Here is a 16872-nt window from a genome sequence, read left to right on the forward strand (position 1 = left end):
CACGCTTTCTGGGAGAATCGAGTGAGATGTCTACCACTGCCACCCTAAGCCACGCGCCTCAGCTGACCATCGGTCCGCTGGGGCTCGACGTGCCGGTCGTCCTCGCACCGATGGCCGGGATCACCAACACCGCGTTCCGGCGGCTCTGCCGCGAGTTCGGCGCCGGTCTCTACGTCAGCGAGATGATCACGTCCCGCGCCCTCGTCGAACGCACGCCCGAGTCGCTGCGCCTCATCACGCACCACGAGTCGGAGACGCCGCGTTCCATCCAGCTCTACGGGGTCGACCCCGTCACCGTGCGCGAGGCGGTGACGATGCTCGTCGCCGAAGACCGCGCCGACCACATCGACCTCAACTTCGGGTGCCCGGTGCCGAAGGTCACGCGCAAGGGCGGGGGAGCGGCGCTTCCGTGGAAGCTCGGGCTGTTCCGTGAGATCGTCGAAGGCGCCGTGCAGGCGGCCGGCGACATCCCGCTCACGATCAAGATGCGCAAGGGCATCGACGGCGACCACTTGACCTACCTCGAGGCCGGGCGCATCGCCGAGGGCGCCGGTGTCGCCTCGATGGCGTTGCACGCACGCACGGCGGCGGAGTTCTACTCGGGTCACGCCGACTGGTCGGCCATCGCCAAGCTGAAGGAGACGGTGACCTCGACTCCCGTGCTCGGCAACGGCGACATCTGGTCGGCCGCCGACGCGATCCGGATGGTGGAGGAGACCGGCTGCGACGGCGTCGTGGTCGGCCGCGGCTGCCTCGGGCGGCCCTGGCTGTTCGGCGACCTGGCCGCCGCCTTCCGCGCGCGGGCGGGCGAGATCTCGGCAGCAGAGGCGGAGGCCGCTCAGGCGCATCCGACGCTCGGGCAGGTGGCGCAGACGTTCCGCCGCCACGCGGAGCTGCTGGTCGAGTTCTTCGACAGCGAGGAGCGCGGCTGCCGCGACATCCGCAAGCATGTGGCCTGGTACTTCAAGGGCTACCCGGTCGGCGGCGACCTGCGCGCGAGCCTCGCGACCGTCGACACGCTCGAGCACCTCGACGAGCTGCTCGCCACGCTCGACCCCGACCAGGAGTACCCGGGCGAGGCGGCGGAGGGTCAGCGCGGTCGTGCCGGCTCGCCGAAGCGGCCGGCGCTGCCGGACCGCTGGCTCGAGAGCCGGGATCTCGACGGCGTACAGCGCGCCGAGGTCGCCGATGCGGAGGTGCACAACAGTGGTGGATGACATCGCGGCGACCACGAGCGCGGGTGCCGGAGCGGTGCAGACGGCCGAAGCGTCCGCCGAGCGCGGGTACTCCGAGCACGACCGGGAGCGCTGGCTCCCGGAGCAGCACTCGAACCGGCGCAGCGACTTCGCACGCGACCGCGCGCGGCTGCTGCACTCCAGTGCGCTCCGCCGTCTCGCGGCGAAGACGCAGGTGCTCAGCCCCACCGCCGGGCTGGACTTCGCCCGCAACCGGCTGACGCACTCGCTCGAGGTCGCGCAGGTCGGCCGCGAGCTCGCCAACAGCCTCGGACTCGACCCGGACATCGTCGACACCGCCTGCCTCGCACACGACATCGGGCATCCGCCGTTCGGCCACAACGGTGAGCGGGCCCTGAACAGCTGGGCCGATGACATCGGCGGCTTCGAGGGCAACGCGCAGACGCTCCGGCTGCTGAGCCGGCTCGAACCGAAGGTCTTCGGACGCGACGGCCGGCCGTACGGGCTCAACCTCACCCGCGCCAGCCTCGACGCGAGCTGCAAGTACCCGTGGCCGGCGGCCTCGTCGGTGGCCGACCCGAGCGGGCGCGCGAAGTTCGGCTTCTACGCCGACGACCGCGCCGTGTTCGAGTGGATGCGGCAGGGCGCCCCCGAGCGCCAGCGGTGCATCGAGGCGCAGGTCATGGACCTGTCCGACGACATCGCCTACTCCGTCCACGACTTCGAGGACGCCGTGGTGAACGGCTACATCGACGTCGCGGCCCTCGGAAGCCGGGTCGACCACGAGGATCTCGTCGAGTCCATGCACGAGTGGATCGGCGGCGAAGTCAGCCACCAAGAGCTCATCGAGGCGTTCGACCGGCTCGACAGCATGGACATCTGGCTCGACGGGTGGGACGGTTCGCGCCGGTCCCAGGCGCGCCTGAAGAACCTCACGAGCCAGCTGATCGGGCGCTTCGCACACGCGGCCGTCCACGCCACGAAGGAGGCCGCGGGACGGGTGGACCTCATCCGCTTCGGCGCCGACGTGGTCGTCCCGGCGGGCATCCAGGCCGAGATTGCCGTGCTGAAGGGCATCGTCGCGACGTTCGTCATGTCGCGGAACACGCGCCAGCCCATCTACGCCCAGCAGCGGCAGATCCTGACCACGCTGGCCGACCTGCTCTACCAGCGCGGTCCGGCCGAACTCGACCCGGGATTCGCGGAGGACTGGCGTGCGGCAGCGACGGACGACGAGCGCCGACGGGTCGTCGTCGACCAGGTCGCCAGCCTCACCGACCAGTCCGCGCTCAGCTGGTACGAGCGTCTCGTGCAGCACTGAACACGGAAAGATCGGGGGCTTCGACGCAGAACCGCTGTGAAGCACCGGATGCTCCGCGCGCCGGGGTTGTATACCGCGGCGCAGTGCAGAATGCTGGGAGTCAGGCTTCGGGAGGAGACGAATGAGCACCGCACTACCACCGTCCGACGGCGACCGCCCCGCAGAGGGGGAGTCGACGGAGACGGCCGGCACCCCACCGGAGGGGACCGGAGCCGCCACGCCGGCGGCGGGCGGCGGTGCGACCGCGGGCTCGGGCATGACCCGGACCCCGCGAACGACCGGCTCCTCGACGACCCGAACGGCCAAGACGACTGCGGCCAAGACGACCGGGGCCAAGACGACCGGGGCCAAGTCCGCCGCGTCGTCCACCGCGGGTGCGCCCGCAGCACGGTCGACCAAGCCACGGGCGACGAAGAGCGCCGCGTCGCAGATCCCTGAGACCGACCCGTCGAACGATGCCGCCGCCCCGACCGGCGAGACGACTGCGCCTGCGGCTGCGCGAAAGCCCGCGGCCAAGAAGCCCGCGACGCCTCGAACCCGCCGGACGACCGCGAAGCCCACCCCGATCGCACCGGAGGGCGAAGCACCCGACATCATGGATGCGACCCTCGGTGCCCGCGAGCCGCTCGCGCCCAGCAGCGGGTCGAGTCGGAGCCGCAGCGCGTCGGCCCGTGACACCTCCACCTCGCCCGCCGAGCCCCTGATCGAGGAGAGCACGGGCACTGCCGAGGCGTCCGACGACACCGGCGCCGCGGCGACCAAGCGTCTCCCGACGGCCGAAGAACTCTACGCGCGACCCACATCCACCGATCAGGGTGCGGCTGCTGTGGCCGCTGCCGCAGCAGCCGTCGATACGACTACCTCCGCGGGCACGGCGCCTTCCGCCGGCGTGCCCGCAGACACTCCGACCGAGCGGCTCGATGCCGACACGACCGACACCGACCAGGAGGCCGCTGTGGACACGACGACGGTGAGCGAGACGGGCGACGAACCCACGAACGCCTCCGAACCGCCCGCAGCCCCCGCCGCGCCTGCGGCAGCCGCGCCGAGTGCCCCCGTCGGAGCCACCGCTGTAGGAGCGAGCGCCACAACCGTCGACGGCGGCACCGCCGACGGCGCGACCGCCGACTCCGCGACGACCGGAGCCCCCGGCGCACACTCCACCCCCGGCCGCACGGTCGGCGACCTCGCCGACCGCCTGGACGACTCGCGGTTCTTCTCCTCCCTGTTCGACTTCACGTTCACGAATTACGTCACGCGCAAGCTCGCCGGTCCGGTGTACGTCGTCGGGCTCGTCCTGATCGCGCTCGGCATCATCGTCGGCTTCGCCAACTCGCTCACCTCGGCGATCGCGACGCACGCGCCGATCGGTGCGTTCGTGTTCCTGTTCGGCGTCCTCATCACCCTCGTCGGGGCGATGCTGAGCGTGCTCCTGCTGCGCGTGGGCATCGAGGTGTTCTGCGCCATCATCGAGATCGCCCAGAACACGCGTCGCCGCCGCCCGCCGGGGGAGTGACCGCGACGGCCGGGCCCTCCGGGTTTCGCCGTCCGGGCCGGAGCGTCGGTCCGGCTCACTAGAATCGAGAGCATGGCAGGCCGGATTCGACAGAGCGACATCGAAGAGGTCAAAGCCCGCACCAACATCGGCGACATCGTCGGCGACTACGTCAGTCTCAAGACCGGCGGCGTCGGCGCACTCAAGGGCCTCTGCCCGTTCCACGACGAGAAGAGCCCCAGCTTTTACGTGCGCCCGGGCGTCGGCCGCTACCACTGCTTCGGCTGCGGCGAAGGCGGCGACGTCTACGAGTTCCTGCTCAAGATGGACCACGTCTCGTTCACGGACGCGGTCGAGCGGCTTGCCGCGCGCATCGGCTACCAGCTCCACTACGAGGAGGGCGGCGGCGGCCCCTCCGAGAGCTCCGGCAACCGCGCCCGCCTGCTCGCGGCGAACGCCGCGGCGGAGGAGTTCTTCCGCGACCGCCTGTCCGCCCCGGATGCCGACCCCGGCCGCCGATTCCTCGGTGAGCGCGGCTTCGACGCAGCGGCGGCGGCTCACTTCGGCGTGGGGTTCGCCCCGAAGAGCTGGGACGAGCTGACCAAGCACCTCCGCGGCAAGGGCTTCAGTCAGGAGGAGCTGCTGACCGCCGGGCTCGTCTCGCAGGGCGATCGCGGTGTCTACGACCGCTTCCGCGGCCGGCTGATCTGGCCCATCCGCGACGTCACCGGCCAGACCATCGGCTTCGGCGCGCGCCGCCTGCTCGACGACGACAAGGGCCCGAAGTACCTCAACACCCCCGAGACCCCCGTCTACAAGAAGGCGCAGGTGCTCTACGGGCTGGATCTGGCCAAGCGTGACATCTCGCGACAGGACCAGGTCGTCGTGGTCGAGGGCTACACGGACGTCATGGCGTGCCACCTCGCCGGGATCACGACCGCGGTCGCCACCTGCGGCACCTCGTTCGGCGTCGACCACATCAAGGTGATCCGCCGCGTGATGGGCGACGACAACAGCCAGGGTTCGGTCATCTTCACGTTCGACCCGGACGCGGCGGGCCAGAAGGCGGCCTCCCGCGCGTTCGGCGAAGAGCAGCGGTTCTCCGCGCAGACCTACGTCGCGGTCGGACCGGACGGCCTCGACCCGTGCGATCTGCGGCTGGCCCAGGGGGATGTGGCGGTGCGCCGCATGATCGACGCACGCAAGCCGATGTTCGAGTTCATGATCCGCCGTACCGTCGAGCGCTTCGACCTCGACTCGGTCGAGGGCCGGGCGGCCGCCTTGCGCGCGGGTGCGCCCATCGTGGCGACGATCCGCGACCCCGCATCGCAGAACGGCTACACCCGCGAACTCGCGCGGCTCTCGGGAGCAGACCTGCAGGACGCCATTCGCGCCGTCCGGGCCGCCCAGCGAGGCTCCGGTTCACGCGACGGCTCGCGCGACGGAACCCGCGACGACGGCCGCAGCCGCTCGTACCCGGGCGGCGACGGCCCGTCCGGCTCCGCCGAGCAGCCGCGTCCTCTCGCGCAGGCCGACCTCACCGATCCGACGCAGCGGACCGAGCGCGAGAGCCTCATGGTGCTGCTGCAGCTGCCCGACGAGGTCGGCCAGGAGCGGGCGGCGCGCGCCGTGCAGGTCCCGTTCGTCAACCCGACCCACGCCGTGGTGCGCGACGCGATCGCGAGTCAGCTCGCCACCCTCGAACAGCCGGGCTGGGTGGATCGGGTGCTCGCCGAGGTGCCGCAGGCGTATGCCCCGACGGTCAACGCGCTGGCTGTTGCGGAGCTCCCGCAGGGTGGCGACCCGGGGCGCTACGCACGATCCATCGTCGATGGCCTCATCGACCGCGACCTGCTCCGCGAGAAGGCGGAACTGACCTCGCGCCTCGGCCGCACCGAAGACCCGGAGCTGCGCCGCCAGATCTCGCTCGCCATGGTCGCGATCGAGAGCGAACGGCGCCGGCTGCGCGGCGAATAGCACGCGGAAACCGCCGCCTGCGGAATCCGCAGACGAATGCCCGCAGCTGCGCTCTTTTGTTGCGTCCGTGTAAAGATCGCGCCCGGATCCGCATCCGAATGCAGGAAGAACGAGCATTCCGTGCTAGGAAAGTTCTCACGCGAACGGCGATCCCGCACGCCCGTGACGACGCCGCTTGCGCATCCCACACCAGGAAGAGGTAATCGGATATGACATCCGCACACAACGGCGGACGGCGCCTGCTCGCCGTATCCGCCGCGTTCGCGGCCGCGGCACTGGTGCTCGCCGGCTGCTCCGGGAACAACAACGGCTCGGGCGGCGGCGGCGGTGGCGCCATCACCGTCGGCACCACCGACAAGATCACGTCGATCGACCCCGCCGGTTCGTACGACAACGGCTCGTTCGCCGTCATGAACCAGGTCTACCCGTTCCTTCTGAACACCCCGTACGGCAGCCCGGACGTCAAGCCGGACATCGCCGAGAGCGCCGACTTCACCTCGCCGACCGAGTACACGGTCAAGCTCAAGCCGGGACTGAAGTTCGCCAACGGACACGACCTCACCTCGTCGGACGTAAAGTTCACCTTCGACCGCCAGATCAAGATCAACGACCCCAACGGCCCGGCATCGCTGCTTGCCAACCTGGACAGCGTCTCGGCGCCGGACAAGACCACGGTCGTCTTCACGCTCAAGGTCCCGAACGACCAGACCTTCCCACAGGTGCTCTCCAGCCCCGCCGGTCCGATCGTGGATGAGCAGGTCTTCTCGGCCGACAAGGTCACGCCCGACAACACCATCGTCAAGGGCCACCCGTTCGCCGGTCAGTACGACATCACGAGCTACGACTTCAACAACCTGATCGCCTACAAGGCGTACTCCGGGTACAAGGGTCTGCTCGGCAAGCCCGCGACCGACAAGGTCAACGTCAAGTACTACGCCGAGTCGTCGAACCTGAAGCTCGACATTCAGAAGGCCGCGATCGACGTCGCCTTCCGCAGCCTCTCGGCCACCGACGTCGCGAGCCTCGAGAACAACAACAAGGTCAAGGTCGTGAAGGGACCGGGTGGCGAGACCCGCTACATCGTGTTCAACTTCAACACCCAGCCGTTCGGTGCGACCACGCCGGAGGCCGACGCGAAGAAGGCCCTCGCCGTGCGTCAGGCGGCGGCCGACCTCGTCGACCGCTCGGCCATCGCCGACCAGGTCTACAAGGGCACCTACACCCCGCTGTACTCGTTCGTCCCGGACGGCCTGACCGGCGCCACCACGGTGCTCAAGGAGCTGTACGGCGACGGCAACGGCGGCCCCAGCCTCGACAAGGCGAAGCAGACCCTCCAGGCGGCCGGCGTCTCGACCCCGGTCTCGCTGAACCTCCAGTACAACCCGGACCACTACGGCCCGTCCTCCGGTGACGAATACGCCCTGGTCAAGGAGCAGCTGGAGAACGGCGGCCTGTTCAAGGTCAACCTGCAGTCGACCGAGTGGGTGCAGTACTCGAAGGACCGCACGAAGGACGTCTACCCGGCGTACCAGCTCGGCTGGTTCCCGGACTACTCGGACGCCGACAACTACCTGTCGCCGTTCTTCATCAAGGAGAACTTCCTGGCGAACCACTACGACAACCCGGAGGTCCAGGACCTCATCGCGAAGCAGGCGGGCACGACCGACAAGGCCGAGCGCACCAAGCTGATCGAGGAGATCCAGGCCAAGGTCGGGGCGGACCTCAGCACGCTTCCGCTGCTGCAGGGTTCGCAGATCGCGGTCGTCGCGAAGGGTGTCTCGGGCGCCGACAAGACGCTCGACCCGTCGTTCAAGTTCCGCTACGCGGCTCTCTCGAAGTAAACCGGTTCTGAGCCACCAGCTCTGAGCCGAACCGGGGGGTGGCTCGCTCACGCAGCGAGCCGCCCCCTTTCCACGAACCATCACGATTGGCTTCCATGACAGCGACTGTCAGCGCCCCGGCGGCCGGGACCGCCCCCGGGCCGGACCGGACGAAGGCGAAGCGACGATCCGGAGGCGGCCTCGGCCGCTACATCCTCGTCCGCGCCCTTCTCATCATCCCGACCATCTTCATCCTGGTCACCGTCGTCTTCTTCCTGATGCGGTCGACCGGAGACCCGATCACCGCGGCGCTCGGCGGGAAGCTGCCCCCGGCGCAGCTCGCCGAGCGCGTGCACGAGGCCGGCTATGACCGGCCGATCATCGTCCAGTACTTCGAGTACCTCGGCCAGCTGCTGCGCGGCGACTTCGGGACGACGTTCACCGACAACCAGCCGGTCACCCAGGTGCTGCTGACGTACGGCGCAGCAACGCTGGAGCTCGCGTTCTACGCGCTGATCGTCGCCTTCATCGTCGGCATCCCGCTCGGCCTGATCGCCGCCTACTTCCGTGACAAGGCCCCGGACGCGGGCCTGCGGATCATGGCGATCCTCTTCTACGCCACCCCGGTCTTCTTCGTCGGGCTCGTGCTGAAGCTCATCTTCTCCATCTGGCTGGGCTGGCTCCCGGTCGCCGGACGCGCATCGACGAGCTCCGAGCTGGAGATGCAGACGCTCGACAACAAGACCGGCATCTACCTGATCGACGCGTTCCAGACCGGCGACCCGGCCGTGGTCGGCGACGTGCTGATGCACGCCATCCTCCCGGGACTCGCCCTCGGTCTGCTGACCGCCGGCATCTTCCTCCGGCTGGTCCGCACCAACGTGATCGGGACGCTGTCGACCGACTACGTCGACGCGGCGCGATCGCGCGGTGTCGGCGAATCGCGGCTCCTGCGCAAGCACGCCTACCGCCCGGCGCTCATCCCGATCATCACGGTCATCGGCCTGCAGATCGCCCTGCTCCTCGGCGGTGCCGTGCTGACGGAGTCGACGTTCGAGTGGAAGGGCCTCGGCTTCCAGCTCGTCCACTACCTGCAGGCGCGCGACTTCGTGGCCGTGCAGGGCATGGTCGTGCTGCTCGCCGTCATCGTGACCCTCACCAACTTCGTGGTCGACGTCATCTCGGCCCTCATCGACCCGAGAGTGAGGTACTGAGATGTCGACCGCATCAGTGACCTCCCGCAAGCGTTCCCTCTGGGACCGCCTGCCCGTCGTCCACCAGCTCCGCCAGAGCGTCGGCCTGCAGCGCGGAATGCTCGTGGTGGGCCTCGTGCTCACCGCGCTGTTCATCCTGACGGCGATCTTCGCCTCCGTGATCGCGCCGTACGGGTTCGCGCAGTCGAAGGCGGACGGGAAGTCGTTCGGCGCGCAGCAGCCGCCGAGCGCCGCGCACATCTGGGGCACCACGTCCGGCGGCTACGACGTGTTCTCGCGGGTGATCTGGGGAGCGCAGACCGCGATCCTCGTCATCATCATCGCCGTGCTCCTGTCGATCTTCCTCGGCGTGCTGCTCGGACTCGTCTCCGGCTACTTCGGCGGCTGGCTCGACCGCGTGCTCGTCGTCATCTGCGATGCGATCTACGCCTTCCCGTCGCTGCTGCTCGCGATCGTCATGGCCATCGCGATCAGCGGCGGGCAGTCGAGCCTGTGGGGCGGCATCCTGGCGGCGGCGATCTCGATCACCGTCGTCTACATCCCGCAGTACTTCCGAGTGATCCGCTCGGAGGTCGTCCGGATCAAGGCGGAGGCGTACGTCGAGTCGGCGCGGGTCGTCGGCGCGAGCAACAGCCGGATCATGTTCCGGCACGTGCTGCGCAATTCGACCAGGACGCTCCCGCTGATCTTCACCCTGAACTCGTCGGAGGCCATCCTCACGCTCGCCGGCCTCGGCTTCCTCGGCTTCGGCATCGAGCCGACCGCCGCCGCCGAGTGGGGCTACGACCTCAACAAGGCCGTGGATGACGTGACCAGCGGGATCTGGTGGACCTCCATCTACCCGGGTCTCGCCATCGTGCTGGTCGTGCTGGGCATCACCCTGGTGGGCGAGAGCCTCAACGACCTGGCCGACCCGCGTCTCCGCGGCCGCCGCCGCGCCGCTGCGGCCTCCGGAGAGGTCGCCGAGACCTCGGTCGTCCCCGGCGGCACTCTGACGGCCGGCCCCGGAGGGGTCGACGGACTCGAGGGCGGCGAATCGTTCGACGAGCACGGAATCGAGGTGCGTCCATGAGCGACGTCGTACAGATCAAGGACTTGTCGGTCTCCTTCTCCACCGACGCCGGCGCCGTGAAGGCGGTCGACGGGGTGAGCCTCAACGTCGCCCCCGGCGAGGTGCTCGCCATCGTCGGCGAGTCGGGCTCGGGCAAGACGGTCACCGCCAAGACCATCCTCGGACTGCTGCCCGAGACGGCGACGGCATCGGGTGCGGTCATCCTGCGCAGCCGCGATGGCAAGACGGAGGCGGACATCGTCTCCATCGGCAAGAGCAAGCTGCGCGAGGTGCGCGGCACCGACGTGGCCATGGTGTTCCAGGAGCCGTCGACGGCGCTGAACCCGGTCTATCCCGTCGGCTGGCAGATCGCGGAAGGTCTGCGGGCACACGGCAAGCTGTCGAAGAAGGAGGCGCGGGAGCGCGCCGTCGAGATCCTCGGCCGGGTCGGCATCCCGGAGCCGGAGAAGCGGGTCAAGTACTACCCGCACCAGTTCTCCGGCGGCCAGAAGCAGCGCATCGTCATCGCGATGGCGCTCGTGCTGAACCCCGGGCTGATCGTGGCGGACGAGCCGACGACCGCTCTGGATGTGACGGTCCAGGCCGAGATCCTCGACCTGCTGCGACGTTGTCGCGACGAGTTCGGGGCCGCCATCGTGCTCATCACCCACAACATGGGCGTCGTCGCCGACCTGGCGGACCGCGTCGCGGTCATGTACCAGGGCAAGCTGGTCGAGCAGGCGGATGTGCGGACGCTGTTCTCCTCCCCGCAGGCCGACTACACGCGCAAGCTGCTCGCCGCTGTGCCGAAGATCGGACAGGGCCTGATCGCCACGCAGGACCGCGCCATCGCCCGGGCCGAGCGCCCGATCGAGGCGCCGGTCGTCCAGGCGCGCGATCTGCGCATCCAGTACCCCGGGCGGCTCGGCCGCCCCGGGTTCGTGGCCGTCGACGGGGTCTCGTTCGAGATCCGTCCGGGCGAGGTGCTCGGCCTTGTCGGCGAGTCCGGCTCGGGCAAGACGACCATCGGGCGGGCCATCGCGGGCCTCAACAAGGTCACCGGCGGGTCGCTCGAAGTGCTCGGGATCGAGATGAACGGCGTCCGCGAGCGGCGGTTCCGCAAGGTGCGGAGCGACATCGGGTTCGTGTTCCAGGACCCGGCGTCGAGCTTCAATCCGCTGCTCACGATCGCCGAGTGCGTCGCCGAGCCGCTCGTCGTCCACGGTCGCGCGAGCTCGGCCACCGAGGCCCGTCGCCGCGTCGACGAGCTGTTGGAGGCGGTCCAGCTGCCGCGCGCGTACGGCGACCGGTATCCGCACGAGCTGTCCGGCGGTCAGCGGCAGCGCGCCAGCCTGGCGCGTGCGCTCGCGCTGGAGCCGAGCCTCCTGATCGCCGACGAGCCGACCTCCGCACTCGACGTCTCGGTGCAGGCGCGCGTGCTGGAGCTCTTCGCCGACCTGCAGCGGGAGTTCGGGTTCGCGTCGCTGTTCATCAGCCACGACCTCGCCGTCGTCGACATTCTCGCCGACCGGATCGCGGTACTGCACCGCGGAAAGCTCGTCGAGGAGGGGACCGGCGCCGAGGTGCTCGGCAACCCGCGCGAGGCGTACACCCAGCGGCTTCTCGCCTCCCTGCCCGTCCCGGACCCGGTCGAACAGGCCGACCGGCGCGAGGCGCTGCGGGAGTTGCAGGCGGAGAGCGCCTAGGGTCGAAGATGTGAGTTCCGACCCCGCCATCGTCGTCAGCGACCTGTCCGTCGAATACCCTGCGCGGGGCCCGAGCGCGTCATGCGTGGCCCTGCGCGGGGTGAGCTTCCGCCTCGAGCAGGGGCAGGTGCTCGGCGTGCTGGGGGAGACCGGCTCCGGTAAGAGCACGCTCGCGCAGGTGCTGTCCGGACGAGTCCTCCCTCCGCGCGCATCCGATCCGGGCCCGAGGATCAGCGGGGGAGAGGCGTCCGTCCTCGGTCACCCGCTGCGGAAGGCGCGCAAGCGCGACCTGGCCGAGGTGACCTTCCACGTCGGCTACCTGCCGCAGGAGGCCGCCGCGACCCTGGAGCCGTCGCTCAGCGTGCAGGACAACGTCACGCTCCCGATCTTCGAGCGCGACGAGCGGTATCCGCGGCGGACGGCGGGCGCCCGGGCGGCGACCATGCTCGACACCGTGCACCTGCCGCTCAGTGTGCTCAACAAGTACCCGTACGAGCTGAGCTCGGGGCAGCGGCAGCGCGTCGCCCTGGCGCGGGCGCTCGTGCTCGGGCCGACCATCCTGGTCGCCGACGAGCCGACCGCCGGGATCGACGCGACCGTGCGCGACGCGGTCATCGACCTGCTCGGGCAGCTGCGCGGGCATCCCGACTTCTCGGCGGTCGTGGTGAGTCACGATCTTGCCGTGCTGCGGCGGGCGACGGATGTGTCGCTCGTGCTGCAGGGCGGCCGGCCGGTGGGCTACGGACCGATTGAGCAGGTGCTCGCCGACCCGACGCATCCCTTCGTCGCCGGTCTCGCACGCGCGCTGAAGCCGCCGGCGCAGCGGACGGAGCGGCGACCCCAGCGCGGGGCGACCCGGCGCGCGACGGCGGAGAGCACGGGAGCGGTCGAACAGCACGGAGTGGAGACGCGATGAGCGCAGAGGGAATGGACGAGACCGAGCAGACCGGGACGCCGTCGCATCACCGGGCCGTGCTGGCCGTCGAGACGACTGCGCTTCCGGAGGATCAGCGGCCGGAGTCCGGACCGATCGCCGTGCTGCCGCAGCCGTCGCAGCGGTTCGTGGATGCCGTCGAGTCGGCCGGCGGGACGGTCGAGCCGCTCTCCGAACGGACACGCGGTGTGGTCTGGCTGTCCAACACGCAGGCGGCCGAGTTCCCGGCGGTGCTGCACGCGCATCCCGGCATCGGCTGGGTGCAGCTGCCCTGGGCCGGTGTGGATGCGTTCGCCGACGTCCTCGCGACCGAGGACCGCCCGGGGCTGATCTGGACCAGCGCGAAGGGCGCCTACGCGCAGCCCGTGGCCGAGCACGCCCTGGTGCTGAGCCTCGCGCTGCTGCGGGTGATCCCGAAGCGCGTTCGTGCCCGGTCGTGGGCGACGGAGCAGGAGGGACGGTCGCTGTACGGCCTCGACGTCGTCATCGTCGGCGCCGGCGGCATCGCCCTGGAGCTGATGCGGCTGCTCGAGCCGTTCGGTGTGCGCGTCACCATCGTCCGGCGCACCGCATCACCGGTGGAGGGTGCCGTCCGCACCGTGACCGCCGACCGGCTCAGCGAGGTGCTGCCCTCGGCCGACCTCGTGGTCGTCGCCGCCGCGCTCACCGGTGGAACGCGGCACCTGTTCGGCGCGGACGAGTTCGCGGCGATGAAGGACACCGCGTACCTGGTGAACATAGCGCGCGGCGGACTCGTCGACACGGATGCCCTGTTGGAGGCGCTGCGCTCCGGCACGATCGCGGGCGTGGGCATCGATGTGACGGACCCGGAACCGCTGCCGGACGGCCATCCCCTCTGGGACGAGCCGAACGTGATCATCACGCCGCACCAGGCGGACACCCCCGAGATGACGGCCCCGCTGCTCGCCGAGCGCATCCGTCTGAACGTCCACGCCTTCCTCGACGACGGCCGGTTCGTGGGGGTGGTCGACCCGTCGGCAGGGTACTGAGGCTGGACGCGCGCGGGATGCACGCCCGATTTCTCCCGTGGCCGCGAACCTTGCTAGAGTAGCTTCGCTGATCAAGCATTCCTCGATAGCTCAATTGGCAGAGCAGCCGGCTGTTAACCGGCAGGTTCTTGGTTCGAGTCCAAGTCGGGGAGCGTTGTGAAACCCCCGGTCTTCTTCGGAAGGCCGGGGGTTTTCGTTATGCACCCTTCGAGCCTGCGATGTGCGCCAAATCACGGTTATGGCGCGCGCAGAACGACGATTTGGCGCAAATCTGCGGGCCGCCGCTACTGCCAGCCGGGCTGGACGAGGCCGGTCTCGTAGGCCAGGACGACGAGGTGGACGCGGTCGCGCGCATCCAGCTTCGTCATGATCCGCGACACGTGGGTCTTCGCGGTGAGCGGGCTGAGGAAGAGCCGTTCGCCGATCTCGGTGTTGGTCAGACCGTGTGCGACCAGGGTCAGCACCTCGCGTTCGCGGTCGGTGAGATGTTGAAGAGCCGCCGCATCCGGTGCCGGCCGCAGCCCGCCCGACACACGCTCGATGAGCCGCCGGGTCACGCCCGGGGAGAGCAGTGCGTCGCCGTCGGCCACGACGTGCACGGCGCGGATGAGCTCCACCGGCTCGGTGTCCTTCACCAGGAAACCGCTGGCGCCGGCGATGATCGCCTGGGCGACGTACTCATCGAGCTCGAACGTCGTCACGATGACGATGCGGGTACCGGCGAGGGCCGGGTCTGCGACGATCTCACCGGTCGCCCACAGTCCGTCGCCGTCCGGCATCCGGATGTCCATCAGCACGACGTCGGGATGCGTCTCGCGAACGAGATCCACCGCCGCGCGCCCGGTTCCGGCCTCACCGACGATCTCGACGTCGTCCTCGGCCTCCAGGAGCGCGCGGAAACCGGCGCGGACCAGGAGCTGGTCGTCGGCGAGCAGGACCCGGATCACGATGCGGCCTCTCTCTGCGCCGACCGCGGTGCCGTGGAGGGGATACGCGCCTCGACGAGGAGCCCTCCGCCGTCGGCGGGGCGGACGTCGAAGCGGCCGCCGAGCAGCTCGGCGCGCTCGCGCATCCCGACCATGCCCCGTCCGCCCCGTCCGACGCCCGCGGCGGCGGATTGGGCCGACGTGCGGCCATCTCCACTCGCGGCTGTGGGCAGGCCCCGGCCGTCGTCGCGCACGGTCAGCACGTACCAGCCGTCGATCTCGGTGAGCCGGATCGCGACGCTGGACGCCTGCGCGTGCCGGCCGATGTTGGTCAGTGACTCCTGGACGATCCGGTACAGCGCCAGCTGCGTCGCGGCGGACGGGGTCGATGTCAGGTCGGTGTCGTACGTGACGCGCAGGCCGGCCTTCTGGTACGTCTCCACGAGGACCGGGATGCGCGTGAGATCAGGCTCGGGGGAGCGGGCGGCCTGCTCCTCGGTACCCCGGAGGAAGCCGAGGACGCCGCGCACCTCCTCGAGCGCCTGGCTGCTGGTGGTCTTGATCGCCTCCAGACTCTCGCGGGCCTTCTCGGGCCGGGAGTCGAACAGGTGGAGGCCGACGCCGGCCTGGACGCTGATCTGCGAGAGCGAGTGCGCGAGTACGTCGTGCAGTTCGCGGGCGATGCGGAGCCGCTCGGCCTCCGCTGCGGCCTCCCGTCGCGCCGCGACTTGGCGGGCGACCTCGCGGAACCGCTCACGACGATTGCGCAGCGCCTCGCCGACACCGAGCAGGAGGCAGAGGATGAGCGCGATGATCAGGGGCCGCAGCATGGCGGCCGGCTGGCCGCGCAGCAGGTAGGCGGCGACCGGAGCGGCGATCGCGAAGCCGGCGAGCGTCCACCAGGCCCACACACGCGCTCCGCGGACAACCGCGCTGACGACGGCGAAGGCGAGCGGGACTGCCGAGAACGGCGGTCCCGTGGTCACCGCGATGGCCGGTGCGCACAGCACGGCGATGGCGACCACAGTGGGGCCGGGATGCCGCGGGGAGGCGAGAAGGACGAACGAGGCCGCGAAGGCGAGCAGCGAGAAGGCGAGGGTCAGCGGATCGTGCGACGCATCCCGTGCGGCGATGACGATGAAGGGCAGCTGGATGAGGGCGGCGACGATGACCGCGAACCAGCGTGCGCCGCGCGGGCGGCCGCGCTCCGTCCAGGGCGTGCGCTCCCAGCCGGGCGGTTCGGTCGGAGTGTCTCCGAAGCGCGCGTTCGCTCCCTGATCGGGGGGCGCGTTCCAGGGCATCTCCTCATGCTAGCCAGGGCACCTGGGCGTCGCGTCCGCCGGCGGGTGTCCGGGATCTACTCCCCGGGGAGTACGCAGACGGCGTGGGGTGAGTTCACGGGTTGTGCTCGGCGTCGAATCCGCCGTCGTCGGGCTGCTGGTCGAACAGGTGCCCGAACGTCGGGCCGCCGAAGGCCGTCAATCCCGCCTCGCGCTCCAGGGACTCGCGGTTCTCCGCCTGGTCGTTCTCGTACTCGGTGACCGCGTCATCCGGCTGTTCGTCGTCGGCCTCGTGCCGGCCGTCCTCGTGCTCCATGCGGGCATCGTACGACCGCGCGCCGCCCGCGCGACAGTGCGCGCTTCTCGTGCGGGGGCCTCGAGATTCGTGCCGAATGTGCGTTTTGGGCGGCGCTGAGCGCACATTCGGCACAAATGTGCTCCCGGGGGAGTAGGGCGGAACGCACCCGAGGGGGGATTCGGCGAGGGGGCCGGGCGTCGAGGCTGAGGGTGTCGGTCCGCGAGAGGCGCGGACCACTCACGATTGGACACGCATCATGCTCAGCTCACTGGCCACCGTCGTCGCCGCCGCGCCCTGCGCCGTCGCCTACGGCCCGCCGTTCGTCGGCTGGTGGTGGATCTTCATCCCGATCTTCTGGATCCTCGTCTTCGTCGCCATCTTCGGATTCGCCGGTCGACGCTGGCGCCGTGCTGCCGCTGCGCGCGGTGGATACGACGGCTGGGGGCCGAACGGCGGCGTCCGCTCCGCAGAGAAGACGCTCGCGCAGCGGTACGCCAACGGCGACATCGACGAGCAGGAGTACCGGGCGCGCCTGGAGGTGCTGCGGGCAAACCGCGACAGCGCCTGAGCGGTTTCTCCACAGGGCGCCCGGACGCGGAGTCATCCACAGCCGCGTCCGGTCCCGTCCCCACCGTTGTGCGGCC

At 70.1% G+C, this 16872-nt stretch carries 14 protein-coding genes and 1 tRNA gene; 12 read left to right on the plus strand and 3 right to left on the minus strand.

The window, feature by feature from the left end; all coding sequences use genetic code 11:
* Positions 1–26 precede the first annotated feature (26 nt).
* The 11 genes from dusB (at position 27) to J2Y42_RS13350 (ending at position 13876) form a co-directional block, all read left to right on the plus strand.
* Positions 27–1217: a tRNA dihydrouridine synthase DusB gene (gene dusB / locus J2Y42_RS13300; protein WP_309859390.1), complete on the plus strand. Its 1191-nt coding sequence runs from the start codon at positions 27–29 to the stop codon at positions 1215–1217.
* Positions 1207–2517 (plus strand): deoxyguanosinetriphosphate triphosphohydrolase, encoded by a 1311-nt coding sequence (locus tag J2Y42_RS13305; protein WP_309859393.1) that lies wholly within the window; start codon positions 1207–1209, stop codon positions 2515–2517. Before dusB ends, J2Y42_RS13305 begins: the two co-directional genes overlap by 11 nt.
* 121 nt (positions 2518–2638) lie before the next feature.
* Complete coding sequence (locus J2Y42_RS13310; RefSeq protein WP_309859396.1) at positions 2639–4033, plus strand: DUF4282 domain-containing protein; 1395 nt, start codon at positions 2639–2641, stop codon at positions 4031–4033.
* 72 nt (positions 4034–4105) lie between these two features.
* The gene (gene dnaG, locus J2Y42_RS13315) at positions 4106–5989 is read left to right on the plus strand and encodes a DNA primase (RefSeq protein WP_309859399.1); all 1884 of its coding nucleotides are present in this window, start codon (positions 4106–4108) and stop codon (positions 5987–5989) included.
* Positions 5990–6198: 209 nt separating this feature from the next.
* On the plus strand, positions 6199–7830 hold the full coding sequence (locus tag J2Y42_RS13320; protein ID WP_309859402.1) for an ABC transporter substrate-binding protein: 1632 nt from the start codon (positions 6199–6201) through the stop codon (positions 7828–7830).
* Between the two features lie 95 nt (positions 7831–7925).
* Positions 7926–9023, plus strand: coding sequence for an ABC transporter permease (locus J2Y42_RS13325; protein WP_309859405.1), 1098 nt, complete (start codon positions 7926–7928; stop codon positions 9021–9023).
* A gap of 1 nt (position 9024) precedes the next feature.
* Positions 9025–10095 carry an ABC transporter permease gene (locus tag J2Y42_RS13330; RefSeq protein ID WP_309859410.1) on the plus strand — a complete coding sequence of 357 codons (1071 nt, stop codon included), beginning with the start codon at positions 9025–9027 and terminating at the stop codon, positions 10093–10095.
* Complete coding sequence (locus J2Y42_RS13335) at positions 10092–11780, plus strand: ABC transporter ATP-binding protein (RefSeq protein WP_309859413.1); 1689 nt, start codon at positions 10092–10094, stop codon at positions 11778–11780. The genes J2Y42_RS13330 and J2Y42_RS13335 overlap by 4 nt, the downstream gene beginning before the upstream one ends.
* 10 nt (positions 11781–11790) lie before the next feature.
* Complete coding sequence (locus J2Y42_RS13340) at positions 11791–12696, plus strand: ATP-binding cassette domain-containing protein (protein WP_309859415.1); 906 nt, start codon at positions 11791–11793, stop codon at positions 12694–12696.
* Positions 12697–12707: 11 nt separating this feature from the next.
* Positions 12708–13724 carry a D-isomer specific 2-hydroxyacid dehydrogenase family protein gene (locus tag J2Y42_RS13345; RefSeq protein ID WP_396427158.1) on the plus strand — a complete coding sequence of 339 codons (1017 nt, stop codon included), beginning with the start codon at positions 12708–12710 and terminating at the stop codon, positions 13722–13724.
* A 79-nt stretch (positions 13725–13803) separates the two neighbouring features.
* Positions 13804–13876 (plus strand) — tRNA-Asn (locus J2Y42_RS13350).
* A gap of 132 nt (positions 13877–14008) precedes the next feature.
* Here the strand turns inward: J2Y42_RS13350 and J2Y42_RS13355 are convergent.
* The 3 genes from J2Y42_RS13355 to J2Y42_RS13365 form a co-directional block, all read right to left on the minus strand.
* Entirely contained in the window at positions 14009–14671 is a 663-nt protein-coding gene (locus J2Y42_RS13355; protein ID WP_309859420.1) for a response regulator transcription factor, read from the minus strand.
* A complete protein-coding gene (locus J2Y42_RS13360) occupies positions 14668–15951 on the minus strand; it encodes a histidine kinase (RefSeq protein WP_309859422.1) in 1284 nt (427 codons plus the stop codon). The genes J2Y42_RS13355 and J2Y42_RS13360 overlap by 4 nt, the downstream gene beginning before the upstream one ends.
* A gap of 94 nt (positions 15952–16045) precedes the next feature.
* Positions 16046–16246 (minus strand): hypothetical protein, encoded by a 201-nt coding sequence (locus tag J2Y42_RS13365; protein WP_018190943.1) that lies wholly within the window; start codon positions 16244–16246, stop codon positions 16046–16048.
* Between the two features lie 238 nt (positions 16247–16484).
* Between J2Y42_RS13365 and J2Y42_RS13370 the strand changes: the two genes are divergently transcribed.
* Positions 16485–16796, plus strand: coding sequence for an SHOCT domain-containing protein (locus tag J2Y42_RS13370; protein WP_018190944.1), 312 nt, complete (start codon positions 16485–16487; stop codon positions 16794–16796).
* The last annotated feature ends 76 nt before the right edge of the window (positions 16797–16872 follow it).

This window comes from Leifsonia sp. 1010, assembly GCF_031455295.1.
Taxonomy (GTDB): Bacteria; Actinomycetota; Actinomycetes; order Actinomycetales; family Microbacteriaceae; genus Leifsonia.